The organism is Phaeobacter sp. BS52, assembly GCF_045040595.1.
GTDB classification, from domain to species: Bacteria; Pseudomonadota; Alphaproteobacteria; order Rhodobacterales; family Rhodobacteraceae; genus Phaeobacter; species Phaeobacter piscinae.
Genome location: NZ_CP090662.1, coordinates 2,688,793 through 2,705,057, shown reverse-complemented (window position 1 = coordinate 2,705,057; position 16,265 = coordinate 2,688,793). Strand labels below are relative to the sequence as shown.

Genomic DNA, 16,265 nt, shown 5'->3' with positions numbered 1-16,265 from the left:
ATGACTGCCCCGATTCTGCGCCGCCTGAGCGACCTGCGCGCGTTGCATTCCGACTGGCGCCGCGAAGGGGCCCGTATTGGTCTGGTGCCCACCATGGGCGCGCTGCACGAGGGGCATCTGTCGCTGGTCGCTGCGGCCAAGGCGGCCTGCGACCGGGTCATCGTCACGATTTTTGTGAACCCCAAGCAGTTCAACAACGCCGAGGATCTGGCGAAATACCCCCGTACGGAACTGGCGGATGCAGAGAAACTGGCCCCCTTCGGTGTCGATGCGATCTATGTGCCGGATCCCGATCAGATCTACCCGGAGGGCTACGCGACCACTGTGTCGGTGGCGGGGCTGACTGATGTGCTGGAGGGCGAGTTTCGCCCCGGTCATTTCGACGGGGTGGCCACGGTGGTGGCCAAGCTGTTCCTGCAAAGCGGTGCGGATGCAGCGTTTTTTGGCGAGAAGGACTATCAGCAGCTGATGGTGGTTACCCGTATGGCGCGGGATCTGGACATTCCGATCACCGTGCAGGGCTGCGCCACCGTGCGCGAGGCCTCTGGCCTGGCCATGTCGTCGCGCAATTTGCGGCTCTCGCCTGAGGCGCTGGGCAAGGCTGGGCAGCTCTATCCGGTGCTGCGGGATCTGGCCGATCAGTTACGGGCAGGGGCGGTGTTTGACGACGTTCTTCCGGCGGCCAAGGCGCGTCTGACAAAGGCCGGGTTTGGCGATCTGGAATATCTGGACCTGCGCTGCGCTGAAACGCTGGCGCCACTGTCGCGGCCTGATCGTCCGGCCCGCCTGCTGGTCGCGGCATGGCTGGATGGCATCAGGTTGATCGACAATATCGCGGTTGACCAACTAAATGATTAGTAGGGGCTGGTAGCGATAGCACTTTTGCGTCTAATCTCTGCCCCAAACGACCCAGGGGAGGGGCAAGATGACGTATATTCTGGCGATAGATCAGGGCACAACCTCGACCAGAGCGATCCTGTTTGATGATAAGATGCAGGCGCAGGGCTCGGCCCAGCAGGAGTTCGCCCAGCATTTTCCGCAGGCGGGCTGGGTGGAGCATGACCCGGAGGATCTGTGGTCCACAACGCTGGATGTCTGTCGCAAGGTGATGGCAGAGCAGGGCGTTACGGCGGCGGAGATTGCCGGGATCGGCATTACCAACCAGCGCGAAACCACGGTGGTCTGGGATCGTCATACCGGCAAGCCGATCCACAATGCGATTGTCTGGCAGGACCGGCGCACCAGCGCCATCTGCGAAGAGCTGCGGGCCGCCGGGCACGAAGACAGCGTGCGGCAGAAAACCGGCCTGCTGCTGGACCCCTATTTCTCTGGTACCAAGCTGAAATGGATTCTGGACACGGTGCCGGAGGCGCGCGCACGGGCTGAGGCCGGGGATCTGCTGTTTGGCACTGTCGACAGTTTCCTGATCTGGCGCCTTACGGGTGGCGCGTCGCATGTGACCGATGCCACCAATGCTGCGCGGACCCTGATGTATGACATTCGCAAGGGCCGTTGGAGCAGCGAGATCTGTGGCTTCCTCGGCGTGCCGCGCGATATGCTGCCGGAGGTGAAGGACTGCGCCGCTGATTTCGGCACCACCAAGGCTGAGTTTCTGGGCGGCGAGATTGCCATTCTGGGGGTGGCTGGCGATCAGCAGGCGGCCACCATCGGACAGGCTTGTTTCCAGCCGGGGATGATGAAATCGACCTATGGCACGGGATGTTTTGCATTGCTGAACACCGGCGATACGCCGGTTGTGTCGCAAAACCGGATGCTGACCACCATCGCCTATCAGCTGGAGGGCGCGCCGACCTATGCGCTGGAGGGCTCGATCTTCATCGCGGGCGCGGCGGTGCAATGGCTGCGCGATGGGCTTGGCGTTATCGGCTCAGCGCAGGAAAGCGGTGCCCTGGCGCGCAATGCCGATCCGGGTCAGGACGTCATTCTGGTGCCAAGCCTTTACCGGCCTTGGTGCGCCGTATTGGAAACCGGATTGCCGGGGCGGCATGTTTGGTTTGACCCGCAACTCAGGACCGGCGGAATTTGCCCGCGCGGCACTACAAAGCGTGGCCTATCAGACCCGTGACCTATGGGAGGCAATGCGGGCAGACTGGGACGGTGAGAGCCTTGTGACCCTGCGGGTGGATGGCGGCATGAGTGCCAGCAACTGGACCATGCAGAGCCTTGCGGACCTGTTGGGCGCGGCGGTGGATCGTCCGGTGATGCAGGAAACCACCGCGCTGGGTGCGGCCTGGCTGGCGGGAATGCGAGCGGGGGTCTACCCGGATCAGGCGGGCTTTGCCGCGACCTGGGCGCTGGATCAGCAGTTCACCCCTGAGATGGACGAGGATCGTCGCAGCGCTGCCTATGCGCGTTGGAAGCGCGCGGTTGAGGCTGTGATCGGGGTCTGAGGCTCCGCCACAGTCGGGGACTGAGCCTGCACAGTTGGGGTTGCGCCGCGCGATGCGCGGCGTTCTCGTTGCTGAGACGCGCGTCAGTCGCCTGAGGTGAGGCGACTGCCTGCGGGTATGGTGCGGGGGCGGGCGTTCAGCTCCTCGATCGAGAAGCCGACGATGGATTTGTATTTTGCGGCATGGGCGGCCAGCTCCGCCTGAGGGATTACCTCGCCTATATCGCTGAAATCACCCCCGCAGAGGGTTTCGACCTGTTGCAGCACGCCGTCGGGGCCGCCGCCTGCGCGATTGGTCAAGGCGACGGCTGTTGTCACCGGGCGGACCGCCGCCTCATAAGTGCTCAGGGCCTGAGGTGTGACGCCATGGGCCAGCATCTGCGCGCCGATGATACGGGCATCGACGATGGCTTGGCTGGCACCGTTGGAACCCACGGGGTAGGTTGGGTGGGCGGCGTCCCCCATCAGGCTGACCGGTCCATCCTGCCAGTGGGGCAGCGGGTTGCGATCCACCATAGGGTATTCGTAGACGATCTTTGCCCTGTTGATCAGCGCGGGGACATCAATCCAGTCAAACCGCCAATTGGCAAAATCAGGCAGGAAATCACGGATATCCGCCGCCCGGTTCCAGCTTTCGCGTTTCCAGTGCGCGGATGGGTCAAACTGTTTTTCCGCGATCCAGTTGATGGTGGCGATGCCTGTATTGTCTGGCGCGCTGATGGGGTAGGCGACAAGGCGCAGTTGGTCATGACCGATCATCGCCATGGCCGCGCCGCCGTGAAAGGCGGGGGCAAAAGTGGTGGCGCGCCAGAGGATGCGGCCATTCCAGATCGGCGCGCCCTCATCCGGGTACATCTGAGCGCGGATGGCGGAATGGATCCCATCGGCGGCGATCAGCAGATCACCACGGGCCGAGCGGCCATTCTCCAGATGCAGGCAGGCGCCCTGATCCGAGGTGTCGTAGCCGGTGGCGCGCGCACCTGTTGTGATGACGCTGCTGCCTGCGCGCGCCAGCAGCGCGTGGTAAAGCATCATTTGCAACGCGCCGCGATGGACGGAAAACTGCGGCCAGCTGTAGCCTGCGGCCTCGCCGCGCGGCTCCTCCCAGATGGTCTTGCCCAGCTTGGAGTAAAAGCCCAGGCGCCGGGTGCGCACACCAATGGCGGAGAGCTCGGCCTCAAGCCCCAGATCAAAGAGTTCGCGCACCGCATTGGGTTGCAGATTGATGCCGACGCCCATCGGCTTCAGCGTTTCTGTGGCCTCATAGATGTGAAAGGGCACGCCCAATTCGTGCAGGGTGAGGCCAAGTGTCAGCCCGGCGATCCCTGCGCCTGCAATCATCACCGTCATCTGGCACTCCCCGTTTCTGCGCGCTTTGCGGCATTAGAACCATGATGCGCGCGACGGAACAAGACGGGGAAATGCCGCGGTTAGAGCCTGATATTTGCGCGTCTACCCGTCCTCATTGCTGCCGAGGCTGAGGTCGGGGCCAAAGATCACGTCGGAGTAGCTGTTGAGATAGATCTTGAGCCAGGGGGTAAAGCGATCCGGGTGGCGCTGCACCTCGGCCAGAAGGTCGTGATAGTCGACCCAGCGGGTCTCCATCACTTCTTCGGGGTTGGGCGAGAGATCCGGCGCACGGTGCGCATGGGCGAGAAAGACATCCACCACCTCATGTTCGATCAGCCCGTTGCCGACATCGGCGCGGTATTCCAGATGGTGGCGAAACTCAGGATAAAGCCCGGTGATGCCGAGTTCTTCTTCCATGCGGCGGACCGCACAGGCCGAGGAGGCCTCCCCCCATTGCGGGTGGGTGCAGCAGGTGTTCGCCCAGAGCCCGGGGGTGTGATATTTGCCGAGCGCGCGGCGCTGCATCAGGATTTCGCCGCCCTTCACCACAAAGACCGAGACGGCTTTGTGCTTCAGCCCCTGTTCATGGGCGGCCAGCTTATCAACCGGCGTCAGGGTGCCATTCACCCAGGCGGGAATCTTGTGGGTCATTGCAGGAACTCGCAAGGATTGAGCAAGGAGGCGGGCGGCCAAGCCATCGGGCCGGGCGCACGGGATCGGGCAGATATGGTGGTCATCAGGTGGAGATCAATCCCACAAATGAGGCTGCCCGGATCGGCGGGTTACTGGATGCAGGGGCCAAAGGCCTGCGCGGGACGGTCAATATCGCAGAGAAATATGAAAATCAATTGTGCGAAAAGCCGCGGCCGGGGGCGCGCGGCTTTTGCCAGTTTGTCTGCTGACCAAGGATCAGTTGGTTGCGGTCTCTTCCGTGGTGGCCTCGCCATCGGCGTCGGCGGCATCAGCAGGACCGTGCATTGCAAGGAACGCGTAGATGTCTTCGGCGCCTTTCTTCAGGCGGAAGGACATTTTGGACTTGGCTTTCTTGTCGCCGAGGTAGTCGCGCAAGAAGGCTTTGGGGTCGGCGGTATAGGCGGTGAAGGAGGCTTCGTCCCAGGCCAGGCCTGCTTCGCTGCAGCGGCGACCATGTCCTTGCCGTATTTGTAGCCCTCATAGGTGCCAAGCGGTGCGGCCGACGACGCCCCAGAGGTTCGGGCCGGTCTTGCCGCCCTTGATGATCACGTCACCGCTGTCGGAGACAACCATGTGGCAGGATTTGCATTTGTTGAAGCCCTTTTCGCCCTTGTCGGCATCGCCTTCGGCAAAGGCAGGGGCCGCAATCAGGCCCAGGGCCGCTACAGCAGTCAGAAGTTTCATTTCGCTTGCTCCAATATTGAGTTGGCTTGATCAATACGCGCGTGATGCGGCGCAGAGTCAAACGGGCGTATTGCCGCGTCCGCTCTCTGCTATACGCTCAATGCGTTGAAGTGTATCTGATCTGCGTCAGGTCAAGGGAGGGATGGCCGCGGGGTCAAATCTCCTGCCAGCAGGGCAGCAGGTCACCGGGCTCTGGGCGGGCCAAGGCGGCGGCGCGGGCGATGGCGCGGCTGAGGCAGAGGGCGGCGGCGTGGCCGATTTCGCCAAGATCAGCGCCGTGTTCGCCATCGGTGATTGCCGCGCCCGGATCGCTGGTGCTGACGGCAAACACAAGATCGCCGTCGCCGGGGGAATGGGCCGGAACAATCGCCCGCCCGATCCCGTCATGGGCAGCAATGGCAAGGCGCTGGCATTGCGATTTCGTCAACGGCGCATCGGTGGCGACGATGGCGATGGTGGTGTTGCTGCCCTCTGCCGGGATCGCGGCGTCGGCGGCCAGCTTCTGCATTGAGGCGAGTTTCAGGCTGGGGGCGGGGGTGGTGAAGCCGGAGGCGGGATCCACACCCGCGCCGCCGAATTCGCCGTCGATCTCAAAAGGGGCGGCCCAGAAATGGCGATCCCCCGGCGTGGTGACGGAGCCAAGCGGATTGGCCGCCACCAGGGCGCCCACCGTGGTGCCATCCGGCAGCACAAAGGAGGCCGACCCAAGCCCACCCTTCACCCGCGCGGCGAGGGCGCCGGTGCCCGCCCCGGCGGTGCCAAGCGCAAACTGGTGGTCTGCGGCCTCATAGGCGGCGCGGCCGAGGGCAGGATAAGGATTGTCGGGCCAGTCCTTGTCGCCGCCATTCAGCAGATCAAAAAGGATGGCACCCGGCACAATAGGCACGCGGGCAGGCCCAACCGCAAAGCCGCGCCCGGCAGCGCGCAGTCCCGCAACCACACCGGAGCAGGCATCCAGTCCGAAGGCGGATCCGCCCGATAGTACCAGCGCATCAATCTGGGCGACGGATTTGTCCGGCGCCAGCAGATCGGTTTCGCGTGTTCCCGGTGCACCGCCCATGACATGAACCCCGGCGGTGAAGGGCTGATCGGCAGTCAGCACCGTCGTGCCGGATTTCAACTGCCGGTCCTCGGCGTTGCCGACCTTGAGGCCGGGCACATCGGTGATCAGGTTCAGAGGGCCGGGGTGCATGGACGTGTCCTTTGTCGTTGGTTCTGTGAGGGCCTGTGGCAGGGGCGCGCTGGCGCGCGCGGCCTCCGGCGGGAGTATTTGGGGAAAGATGACAGACGGGCCCGCCCTGCCGCCAAGGGCCGTGGTCAGATGCAGCGGCCGCCGTCTACTTCCAGGGCAACGCCGGTGACCATACTGGCCTCATCAGAGCAAAGGTAGCAGGCGGCATTTCCCATATCCTCGGGCGTGGAGAAGCGGCCGATGGGGATGGTCGAGAGGAATTTCGCGCGCACCTCTGGCGTGTCCTCCCCCATGAAGGTTTTCAGCAGCGGGGTTTCGCCCGCAACCGGGTTGATCGCATTGACGCGCACCCCTGCGGGGGCGAGTTCCACTGCCATGGTGCGGGTGGCTGTAATCATCCAGCCCTTGGAGGCATTGTACCAGTTGAGGTTCGGGCGCGGCGATACCCCGGCGGTGGACGCCACATTGAGGATCGCACCGGACCGACGGGATTTCATATGCGGCACCAGGGCGCGGGCGGTCAGGTAGACAGATTTCATATTCACCGCAACGACCCGGTCGAAGTCCTCCTCGCTGACATCTTCGAGTGGGGTGGGCAGATGACTGACACCGGCGTTGTTCACCAGAATATCGATCTGACCAAAGTGATTGAGTGCGGCCTGCGCCATCTGATCGACCGAGGCGCGGTCAGAGACATCGACTGTCTGGGCGATGGCCTGGTCGGGTCCATAGGTTTCGCAAGCGTCCGTTGCAGCAGCTGCGGCGGCGTCGCCGTTGATATCCGCAATCATCACCCGCGCGCCCTCTGCCAGGAATTTGGTGGTGATGCTCGGCGCCAAAGCCCGAGGCCCCGCCGGTTACAATGGCGCATTTTCCTGCCAGCCGCATATGCTCTCTCCCCGATTGACTTTGCGGCAGCTTGGCCGAGCGCGGCGGGCAGTGCAATTGCCTGTGTTAGTCGAGGTCGATCTTACCGCGCGTCGCTTTGACATCACTGCGCTGGCGTTTGGCATCAAGGCGGCGACGCACAGAGCCGCGCGTGGGCTTGGTGGCGATGCGGCGTTTTGGCGGGACCAGAGCCTGACGGATCAGCTCGGCCAGCCGCTCACGGACCAGATCGCGATTGCGTTGCTGCGAGCGGGTTTCGTCGCATTGCAGGATGATGGCGCCCTCTTTCGTCCAGCGGCGCCCGGCCAGTCGTTTCAGGCGGGACTTCACCGCAGGCGTCAGCGCCGGAGAGCGCGCCGCCTCGAATCGCAGTTCAACAGCTGAGGAGACCTTGTTCACGTTCTGCCCGCCGGGGCCGGAGGCGCGCATGAAGCTTTCGGTCAGTTCCCAGTCCTGCAGGGCGATGGTGTCGGTGATACGCAACATGAGAGGGAGCATAAGGCCGCTGGTCCGGGAGGTCCAAGCGAAAGCCGGGGTGGTGCCGTCACTGTGGGCTCTGCGCCACGCAAAAAGGGCCGCCCCTTGCGAGGCGGCCCTTTCCGAAAGTCTGTAAGAGCAAAGGCAGGTTAGGGTCTGCGACCCAGCCGGATGGCTGCTGCCAGAGAGGGCTGCCTCAGAGGCCCGCCGCTCCGGTTGTTGCTACGCCTTGCTCCAATACCTTTCTTGACACTGGATCACCTCCTTTTCTCTTTGTTTCCGTTACCTTTGATGGTGGCACGGAACGGGCGGATCTCCAAATAAAAACTGCAGTGTTCTTATTTATGGTGTCAGTTCAGGTGTCAGCAGAGCGGTCAGTGGGCTGCCGCCTTGGCGCGGGTCAGGCGGGCCACGATCAGGCGGAAAGGCACCAGAGCCAGCAGCGCCAGCGCCACTTTTACGCCCCAGTCGGCCACCGCGAGCGAGACCCAGAGCGGGGCGACAGGACCAGTGCCGAGAATCGGCAGCATTTCTCCGGCCCAGCTGACGTCATTGCCGGGTTCCAGCCAGACCAGCGCGCCGGAAAATGCGATGCTGAAGAACAGCGCAGTATCAACGGAGGCCCCGATCAGGGTGGAGGCGAGCGGCGCACGCCACCAGGCGCCATTGCGCAGGGCAGCAAAGATCGAGACATCAAGCAGCTGTGCGGTGAGGAACGCGAGACCAGAGGCAATGGCGATGCGCAGGGTCACCAGCGGGCCGAATTCGCCCATGATCTGCGTGCCGATCAGCGAGCAGATGACGCCGACGACAAAACCGGCCAGCACCACCCGGCGGGCGGGGCCGGTGCCGTAGACGCGGTTGGTCACGTCAGTGACGAGAAAGGCGATGGGGTAGGTGAAGGCGCCCCAAGTCAGCCATTGGCCGAACAGGAATTGCACCAGAATGTTGGAGGCCACAACAACGGCGGCCATGGCAAGAATGCCAGGAAGATAAGAGCGTGTCATTTTGCAGTCCGTTTTTTAGACAAGGTCGCGGAGACTTGTTTCGCCAATGCGAAAGATCAGGCCCAATAGCGGAAAAGCTGCGGTTTGGGCAAGGGTTTTGTCAGGGCGCGCGCCTGTGCTGGTGCCGGTGTAGGTGCCTGTGTTGATGCCGGTGCGCGGCGTCTGAGGAGCTAGTCAGGCAGCCGGTATTCCACCAGTTCGGTGCGTTGCAGCGATTTGAAATTGTCGTCGGAGACCATGGTGGCACGCAGCGCGCCGCTTTGATCGCGCCAGATCGACACGCCTTCCAGATTGTCGTGCAGCCCAAGGCCGGTTTCCAGCAATGTAACCTCACCGCTGATGCCATCCGGCGTGAGATCCCAACGTCGCAGACGGCTGCGAAACCCGATCAGGCCGAAGTTGCGTTCCAAGAGGTAGAAGCGCCCGTCAGGCCCGAAATCCGCCCCCACGGGCAGGAAATTGCCTCGGCTGGGCAGCACGAAAGGGCGGTCCCAGCGGATCCCGTTCCAACGCCAGACCGGAATATCACCCGCCGCAGTCAGGGCGCGTTCCGGCAGGGTGTAGAGATGGCCCCTGGTGTCGATGGCCAAGGCTTCAAGCGCCTTGTTCAGAGGCAGGCGGCGGAACGCCTTGGGACGCGGCAGGGCCTCGGCGCGGCTGTCGCCCCGGCGGTGGCGGGCCACGCGCGAGACCCCCTCAAAGGAGATGAACAGAGTGCCGTCTCGCGCCACGGCCAGACCTTCGGCATCAACGATGCGCCCGCGCAGGAGCGCGCCATCGGAGGCGCGCAGCCGATGGGCTTCGGTCGGGGTCACCGCCTTGATCGGTTGCATCGCCTCCGGGCTGCGCTCAATCCGGGCGGTGACGATGGTGGCGCGGTCGCTGACCACGGTCATCTGCCGCCCGTCCGCCGACAGGGAGAGCGCCGAGAACCCGCCGAACCATTTGGCAGGGTGGGTCCAGCGATAGGCCGCAACGAACTGCGCCCCGCCGGGCTGGGCGGCGGAGGCGACAGGGCGATAAGCCACCAGCGCGGTCAGGGCGAGGCCAAGGGCGGTCGCGACGCCGAGGCTCAGTTTGATTGCAGAACGACGGCGCATTGCTGTGGCAGATCCGATAGGGTGTAGTCACGCCGGGGCTTGGGCTTGGGCGCATTGGGGTCGCGGGGTTTGGGGGGTGGTGGGCTCAGGATGTCCTTGACCCATTGGCGGGCATCATCGCAGCCATCACCGCGGGGCGGTGGATCCTGATTGACGCAGCCGCGCGCACCGGGCGGGCATTTCAGGCGCACATGGAAGTGGTAGTGGTGGCCATACCAGGGCCGGATTTTACGCAGCCAATCCCGGTTGCCTTTCTCGTCGTTGCACATCTGCACCTTGGCGCCCGGAAAGACAAAGATCCGGGCGACGCGATCATCCTTGGCGGCAGCGCGCAGAATGGCGTGATGCTGGGGGGTCCAGTTGGAATTGGTATAGGCGCCCTTCGCCCGGCGCAGAGAGATCGAGGAGATCTTCTCGCGTTCGGCCACGGACAGATCAAGGCGTTTGGCTGGCAGCATCCAGATATCGGCATCCATGCCCATCTGATGGCTGCGGTGACCCGACAGCATCGGCCCGCCGCGTGGCTGGCTGATGTCGCCGACATAAAGCCCGTTCCAACCGCTCTGGCGGGCGGCAACACGGCTCAGATCCTTGATGAAGTCGATGGTCTCGGGATGGCCCCAGTTGCGATTTCGGGACAGGCGCATGGCCTGCCATGTGGGGCCGGTCTGGGGCAGCTGTTCCGCGCCTGCAACACAGCCCTTGGCGTAGGAGCCATGCGGCGCAGGTTTCTGGGCTGAGCCGCTACGCTTGGCCCCGAACAGCTGTTTTGCGGGCACGCCGGTGTCGGCAGAGCGGCTGACCACCGGGTTTACGGTGGGCGAGCGGCTGTCTGCGGCGGGGCCGCAGGCGGTTAACAGGAGGGCGGTGAGGGTGATGTATCGACTGAACTTCAACTCTGGTCTCCTTCTGCATTGACCCAGCGCAGGACGATGAGTCCGATAATGAACAATAGAATAACCGGTGCAATCCCAAGGCGGGCGCTGCCGGTCAGGGTGGTGGCGATGCCGATCAATGCAGGCGCAAGAAAGGCAGTTGCGCGCCCCGAAAGACCATAGAGTCCAAAGGCCTCCGTGGCGTTTTCCGGGGTGGTGTGGCGCACCATAAGACTGCGGCTGGCGGCTTGCAGAATGCCACCAAAGCCGCCGATTAGCACGCCGCAGGCGAAGAACACAGTGTCAGGCAGGCCGGAGCCTGCAGCGAGGGTGACGCCAAAGAACTGGTCGCGCGACATGTTCACGACCAGAAAACACACAGCCGTCAGGATCAGGATCGACAGGGTGATAACGGGTTTCGGGCCAAACCGTCGATCTGCGAGACCGCCCAGCCAGCTGAACAGCGCCGAGGAGATCACCGCGATGATACCGAAGATGCCAATGAGGGTGATTTCCCAGCCCAGCACCAACCGCGCGTAAATTCCGCCAAAGGCATAAAGCCCGTTCAGCGCATCGCGGTAGAGCATCGACGAAATCAGATAGCCGGTCAGGCTGGCGCGGTGGCGCAGGTTGGCGATGGCGCGTCCGACGGAGCGGATGGCATCGCGAAACCGGCCTCGTGTGCCGGTGATGGCATCATCATGCACCCAGCGGAAATAGGGGATGATGAAGACCGCGAACCAGATCGCTGTCAGCGGACCGGCGGCGCGGGTGCCTTCGCGAAGTGCTGCATCCAGTCCCAGAATGGGATCGATGCCGATCAGGGTCTTGCCGTCGGCTTGCTCGACAAACAGCGTCAGCATCAGAAACAGCGCGATCACCCCGCCAAGATATCCGATGGCAAAACCGGTGCCCGAGATGGTGCCCACATCCTCCTTGCTGCCAAGCGACGGCAGCTGCGCGTTGACGAAGATCAGCGCAAATTCCGCACCGATGAAGCCAACCCCAAAACTGATGAGCATCCACCACAGGTTCGCGCCGCCGGGATCCATGAACCACAGCCCCCAGGCGCCGATGATATACATCAGCGAAAAGACCATGATCCACGGCAGTTTACGCCCGGAAATATCGGCAAGGGCGCCAAGGAACGGCCCGCCAAGACCAATCAGCAGCCCGGTGATGGTGAGGCACATCGACCAGACCGTCTGCGCCTGCGCCTTTGCGGCCTCCTCCGCCAGCCCTTGGGTGAGATAGTAATCGGCGGCCACCGCAGCAAAGAAAGGTGCAAAGACAAAGGTCACCAGCAGCGTGTGATAGGGCTGGCTGGCCCAGTCAAAGGCCCACCAGCCCCAGATGCGCTTGCGCATGGAAATCTGCGTCATGCCTCGTCTTCCCTCGCCCGATGCCTGTCGTGGTCTTTTGTCGTTACCTTTTGGTATGACAGGCCGGTGTGGGGTTAGGCAAGCGTGTCCTCAGCAGCCGACACGCCAGAAGCCACGGTTTGTGCTCAGGCATCATCGGTGGCCAGGGGCGGCCTGCATCGGCCTCGCACCAGGCCTTGATCCAATCGGGCATCTCCGGCGCGGCACGGTCGGTGCGGCCGATGGTTTTCAGCACCTCCTGCGGAGAGACGATCCCTTTGGCGTCGGTGATCGCGGTGCGCAGCATCACGTGGCTGGCGCAGTCACCATTGGATTTCCACATGGATTGTTCCAGATAGATGAAGCGATCGTCCCAGGAGACCGCGCGGCTGCGCATCTCAAACCGTTCAAACCCGCGAATGCGACGACGGAACCGGACAGTGGTGCCCGCCACGGTCATGCCCCAGCGACGGCTGCGCAAAGCCCCGATCAGGCCGACACGCTGCGCCAGCATGGTGCGGCCCAGATCATACAGCGTCATGGCGCGCCCGTTGTTCAGCTCCATCCAGATGTCCAGATCCCACGGCCAGCAGATATGGCGCGAGACATGGGTTTCAGTCAGATCCAGCGGCGGCATCCGCCGGGCAACCAGCAGATCCTTGATCAGGCGGACGATGGGAAACATGGGCGCGCTCTCCTGTGTGATGTGCCCGTGTTGCCATGTGTTTACAGCACGTCAACCGCAACCTCGCGGCAGTCTTGCGATTTTGCGCGGGCGCGCTTACCTGTGGACAAGCTCCAAAAAGGGAAATCAAAGAGATGCTGTCGCTGTTTCAAATTCTGATGCTGATCCTGGACATCGTCTGGTTCTTCATCATTGCCCATGTGATCATGAGCTGGCTGATCAATTTTCAGGTTCTGAACCTCAATCAGCAATTTGTGGCGCAGGTCTGGTATGGTCTGAACCGCTTGTTAGAGCCGCTATATGCCCCCGTTCGCCGTATCCTGCCGAATATGCAGGGGCTGGATCTGGCGCCGCTGGTGGTGTTGATCGCGGTTTACGCGCTGCGGATCATTCTGACCAACAATATCGCGATGTTCTACTAGGCTAGGCAGGCCGCAGCGCCGCTGGTCAGAGAGATCATGCGCGTTTCGATCTACAGTTGGACCGCCACGGCATGGGCCGCTGGCGGTCTTTTTCTGTCTGTGCGGCATTCTGCATAGGGGGTCCGGCCCTTGCCGCCTGAATCTGGTTGTGGGATTGTGACGGTAAGACGAGCAGATCACCAAAAACGAGGCCCACCGCCCCCATGTCCGCAGTTTCGCCGGAAATGACCGCCCCCAGTGGTGCGACGTCACCTGCCGTGTCCGCAACCGATGCAACACCGCTGTTGCGCGAGATCTTCGGCTTTGACGGGTTTCGCCCCGGTCAGGAAGAGATCGTTGATGCGGTGACGGCTGGCGAGAATGTTCTGGCGATTATGCCAACCGGCGGCGGCAAATCCCTGTGTTTCCAACTGCCCGCACTGCTGCGCGAGGGGATTACGGTGGTGATCTCGCCATTGATAGCGCTGATGCGGGATCAGGTGCGGGCACTGCAGGAGGTGGGCGTGACCGCCGGGGCGCTGACTTCCGGCAATACCGACGAAGAAACCGAAGCGGTCTGGCAGTCCATTGAGGAGGGGCGGTTGAAGCTTCTCTATATGGCGCCGGAGCGTCTGGCCTCGGGGGCGGCGATGGGCATGTTACGGCGCATCGGTGTCAGTCTGATCGCGGTGGATGAGGCGCATTGCGTCAGCCAGTGGGGGCATGATTTCCGCCCGGATTACCTGCGTATCGGGGAATTGCGACGAGCCTTGGATGTGCCTTTGGCAGCTTTTACCGCGACGGCAGATCAGGAAACCCGCGAGGAGATTGTCGAGAAGCTGTTTGATGGTGAGGCGCCGCGCAGTTTCCTGCGGGGGTTTGATCGGCCCAATATTCATCTCGCCTTTGCCACCAAAGACAGCCCGCGCCGACAGATCCTGGAGTTTGCGGCCGCGCGAAAGGGCCAGTCCGGCATCGTGTACTGTGGCACCCGCGCCAAGACCGAAGCACTGGCGGCGGGGCTGCGCGAGGCGGGCCACGCGGCCTGCTATTATCATGGCGGTATGGACGCCGAAGACCGGCGCGGCGTGGAGACCCGCTTTGCCCGCGAAGATGGGTTGATTGTTGTGGCGACGGTGGCCTTTGGCATGGGGATCGACAAGCCAGACATTCGCTGGGTTGCCCATGCAGATCTGCCCAAATCCATCGAGGCCTATTATCAGGAAATCGGCCGTGGTGGCCGGGATGGCGCGCCTGCTGAGACGCTGACCCTGTTCGGGCCGGAGGATATTCGCCTGCGCCGCAGCCAGATTGACGAAGGGCTGGCGCCTGCGGAGCGGCGCGGGGCAGACCACGCGCGGCTCAATGCCTTGCTGGGGCTGGCGGAGGCGCTGAAATGTCGACGGCAAACCCTGCTGGCGTATTTCGGCGAGGGGGCTGAGCCTTGTGGCAACTGTGATCTCTGCGACCAGCCCGTGGATGTGTTCGATGGCACCACGGCGGTGCGCAAGGCGCTGTCGGCGATCCTGCGCACCAATGAGACCTATGGATCCGGGCATCTGATCGACATTCTGGTGGGCAATATCACCGACCGGGTGCGCGACAAGCGGCATGATGATCTGTCGGTCTTTGCCTGTGGCAAGGAATACGGCAAGCGGCAGTGGCAGGCGGTGTTCCGGCAGATGATGGGGCATGATCTGGTGCGCCCGGATCCCGAACGCCACGGTGCCTTGCGGATGACCGAGGCGGCGCTGCCGGTGCTGCGCGGCGAGCAGGATATTGCGCTGCGCCGCGACACCATCAGTTCGGCCAAGCGTAGCCCCGCCGTGAAGGCGCTGGTGTCTGATGAGGACGCGCCGCTGCTATCAGCGCTGAAAGCCAAACGCCGCGCGCTGGCGGAGGCGCAAAAAGTGCTTAAGCCTATGTTATCTTTCCAGATCGAACCCTGATCGAAATGGCAGAAACACGTCCCGATACGCTGGACAAAATGGCGCGGATTGGCGGTGTCGGCGCCAAGAAGCTGGAGCGCTATGGCAGCGCATTCCTGGCGGTGATCACTGGCGAGAGTGAGGCGCTGCACCCGATGCGGCGCAAGTTGGCCGGGCGCGATGCCGGGTCGCTTTATGATGCGCTGATGGAGACGCAGACCCGTCTGGCGCGGGGCGATGACGGCACCGACAAACCGCTCAGCTGTTCCGCGGCGCAGCTTGCGAAACTGGCGCAGATGCGTCCTCAGGACGAAATGGCGATCACAAGGCTGTTAGGGGAGCGCCGCGCCGAACGTTTTGCGGCGGCGTTTCTGGACGTCCTGCGCGGCGCGGGCTAGGTCTTGACCAGAACAAACGGGGGCAGAAAATGCTGGTAGTGACTTCTCCGGCGAAAAAGCTGGACTGGAGCGAACGCGACGCGGATATGACGTGGCCCGCCATGCATGACGCGGCGGTGGAGCTGGCGTCGGTGGCGCGCGATCTGTCGGTCGCCGATCTGATGAAGCTGATGCATATCAGTGAGGATCTGGCAAAGCTGAACTATGATCGGTTCCAGAGGTTTGCGGCTGATCCTGGCGCGGATGACATTCGCCCGGCGGCGCTGGCCTTTGCGGGCGATACCTATCAGGGGCTGGAGGCGGCGACGCTGGAGCCGGAGGAAATGGTGTGGGCGCAGGATCACTTTCGCATTCTGTCGGGCCTATACGGTCTGTTGCGGCCGTTGGACGCGATGCAGGCCTACCGGCTGGAGATGGGATCGCGTCTGAAAACCGAGCAGGGCAAGACCCTTTATGACTATTGGGGGCGTGCGATCTCTGATGCGCTGAATGCGCAGGGGGAGGCCGTGGGCAGCGATGTGCTGGTGAACTGTGCCAGCCAGGAATATTTCGGGGCCGTGGATCGTGATGCGCTGAAGCTGCGTGTGGTGACGCCTGTGTTCATGGAAGACAAGAACGGCACGCCCAAGGTTGTGAGCTTCTACGCCAAACGGGCGCGGGGCGCGATGGCACGGTACATCATTCAGAACCGGCTTACCGATCCTGCGGCATTGCTGGATTTTGACAGCGGCGGCTATCGCTACATGCCGGAGATGTCGCAGCCGGATCAGCCGGTGTTCCTGCGCGCGGGCTGATCGCCACGGGCGCGTGGGACCG

At 63.1% G+C, this 16,265-nt stretch carries 12 protein-coding genes and 4 pseudogenes; 5 read left to right on the top strand and 11 right to left on the bottom strand.

What is annotated here, in order from left to right:
- Together panC and glpK are read left to right on the top strand one after the other, a co-directional pair.
- Positions 1–858 (top strand): pantoate--beta-alanine ligase, encoded by an 858-nt coding sequence (gene panC, locus L0Z65_RS13010; RefSeq protein ID WP_405108237.1) that lies wholly within the window; start codon positions 1–3, stop codon positions 856–858.
- A 67-nt stretch (positions 859–925) separates the two neighbouring features.
- Positions 926–2,411, top strand: a pseudogene (gene glpK / locus L0Z65_RS13005) (glycerol kinase GlpK).
- Between the two features lie 83 nt (positions 2,412–2,494).
- Here the strand turns inward: glpK and L0Z65_RS13000 are convergent.
- The 11 genes and pseudogenes from L0Z65_RS13000 to L0Z65_RS12950 form a co-directional block, all read right to left on the bottom strand.
- A complete protein-coding gene (locus L0Z65_RS13000; protein WP_405108234.1) occupies positions 2,495–3,760 on the bottom strand; it encodes a flavin-dependent oxidoreductase in 1,266 nt (421 codons plus the stop codon).
- Positions 3,761–3,862: 102 nt separating this feature from the next.
- Positions 3,863–4,411: an isopentenyl-diphosphate Delta-isomerase gene (gene idi, locus L0Z65_RS12995; RefSeq protein WP_096870334.1), complete on the bottom strand. Its 549-nt coding sequence runs from the start codon at positions 4,409–4,411 to the stop codon at positions 3,863–3,865.
- A gap of 258 nt (positions 4,412–4,669) precedes the next feature.
- Positions 4,670–5,137: pseudogene (locus L0Z65_RS12990) on the bottom strand (c-type cytochrome).
- 154 nt (positions 5,138–5,291) lie between these two features.
- Positions 5,292–6,329: a P1 family peptidase gene (locus tag L0Z65_RS12985; protein ID WP_405108231.1), complete on the bottom strand. Its 1,038-nt coding sequence runs from the start codon at positions 6,327–6,329 to the stop codon at positions 5,292–5,294.
- Between the two features lie 125 nt (positions 6,330–6,454).
- Positions 6,455–7,217 (bottom strand): annotated as a pseudogene (locus L0Z65_RS12980) (SDR family oxidoreductase).
- A 66-nt stretch (positions 7,218–7,283) separates the two neighbouring features.
- Entirely contained in the window at positions 7,284–7,703 is a 420-nt protein-coding gene (arfB, locus tag L0Z65_RS12975) for an alternative ribosome rescue aminoacyl-tRNA hydrolase ArfB (RefSeq protein ID WP_096870338.1), read from the bottom strand.
- A 365-nt stretch (positions 7,704–8,068) separates the two neighbouring features.
- On the bottom strand, positions 8,069–8,701 hold the full coding sequence (locus L0Z65_RS12970; protein ID WP_405108227.1) for a queuosine precursor transporter: 633 nt from the start codon (positions 8,699–8,701) through the stop codon (positions 8,069–8,071).
- 170 nt (positions 8,702–8,871) lie between these two features.
- Complete coding sequence (locus L0Z65_RS12965; RefSeq protein ID WP_405108224.1) at positions 8,872–9,801, bottom strand: esterase-like activity of phytase family protein; 930 nt, start codon at positions 9,799–9,801, stop codon at positions 8,872–8,874.
- Complete coding sequence (gene mepA, locus L0Z65_RS12960) at positions 9,774–10,697, bottom strand: penicillin-insensitive murein endopeptidase (RefSeq protein ID WP_118069419.1); 924 nt, start codon at positions 10,695–10,697, stop codon at positions 9,774–9,776. The genes L0Z65_RS12965 and mepA overlap by 28 nt, the downstream gene beginning before the upstream one ends.
- The gene (locus L0Z65_RS12955; RefSeq protein WP_405108221.1) at positions 10,694–12,058 is read right to left on the bottom strand and encodes an MFS transporter; all 1,365 of its coding nucleotides are present in this window, start codon (positions 12,056–12,058) and stop codon (positions 10,694–10,696) included. Before L0Z65_RS12955 ends, mepA begins: the two co-directional genes overlap by 4 nt.
- Positions 12,059–12,101: 43 nt before the next feature.
- Positions 12,102–12,722, bottom strand: a complete 621-nt coding sequence (locus tag L0Z65_RS12950) for an acyl-CoA thioesterase (RefSeq protein WP_405108218.1) — start codon at positions 12,720–12,722, stop codon at positions 12,102–12,104.
- A 134-nt stretch (positions 12,723–12,856) separates the two neighbouring features.
- Here L0Z65_RS12950 and L0Z65_RS12945 point away from each other — a divergent pair, with 134 nt between their 5' ends.
- The 3 genes and pseudogenes from L0Z65_RS12945 to yaaA all read left to right on the top strand — a co-directional run bounded on the left by L0Z65_RS12945 (position 12,857) and on the right by yaaA (position 16,243).
- Positions 12,857–13,144: a YggT family protein gene (locus tag L0Z65_RS12945; RefSeq protein WP_014873231.1), complete on the top strand. Its 288-nt coding sequence runs from the start codon at positions 12,857–12,859 to the stop codon at positions 13,142–13,144.
- A 224-nt stretch (positions 13,145–13,368) separates the two neighbouring features.
- Positions 13,369–15,449, top strand: a pseudogene (gene recQ / locus L0Z65_RS12940) (DNA helicase RecQ).
- A gap of 29 nt (positions 15,450–15,478) precedes the next feature.
- Entirely contained in the window at positions 15,479–16,243 is a 765-nt protein-coding gene (gene yaaA, locus L0Z65_RS12935; protein ID WP_405108214.1) for a peroxide stress protein YaaA, read from the top strand.
- Positions 16,244–16,265: the final 22 nt, after the last annotated feature.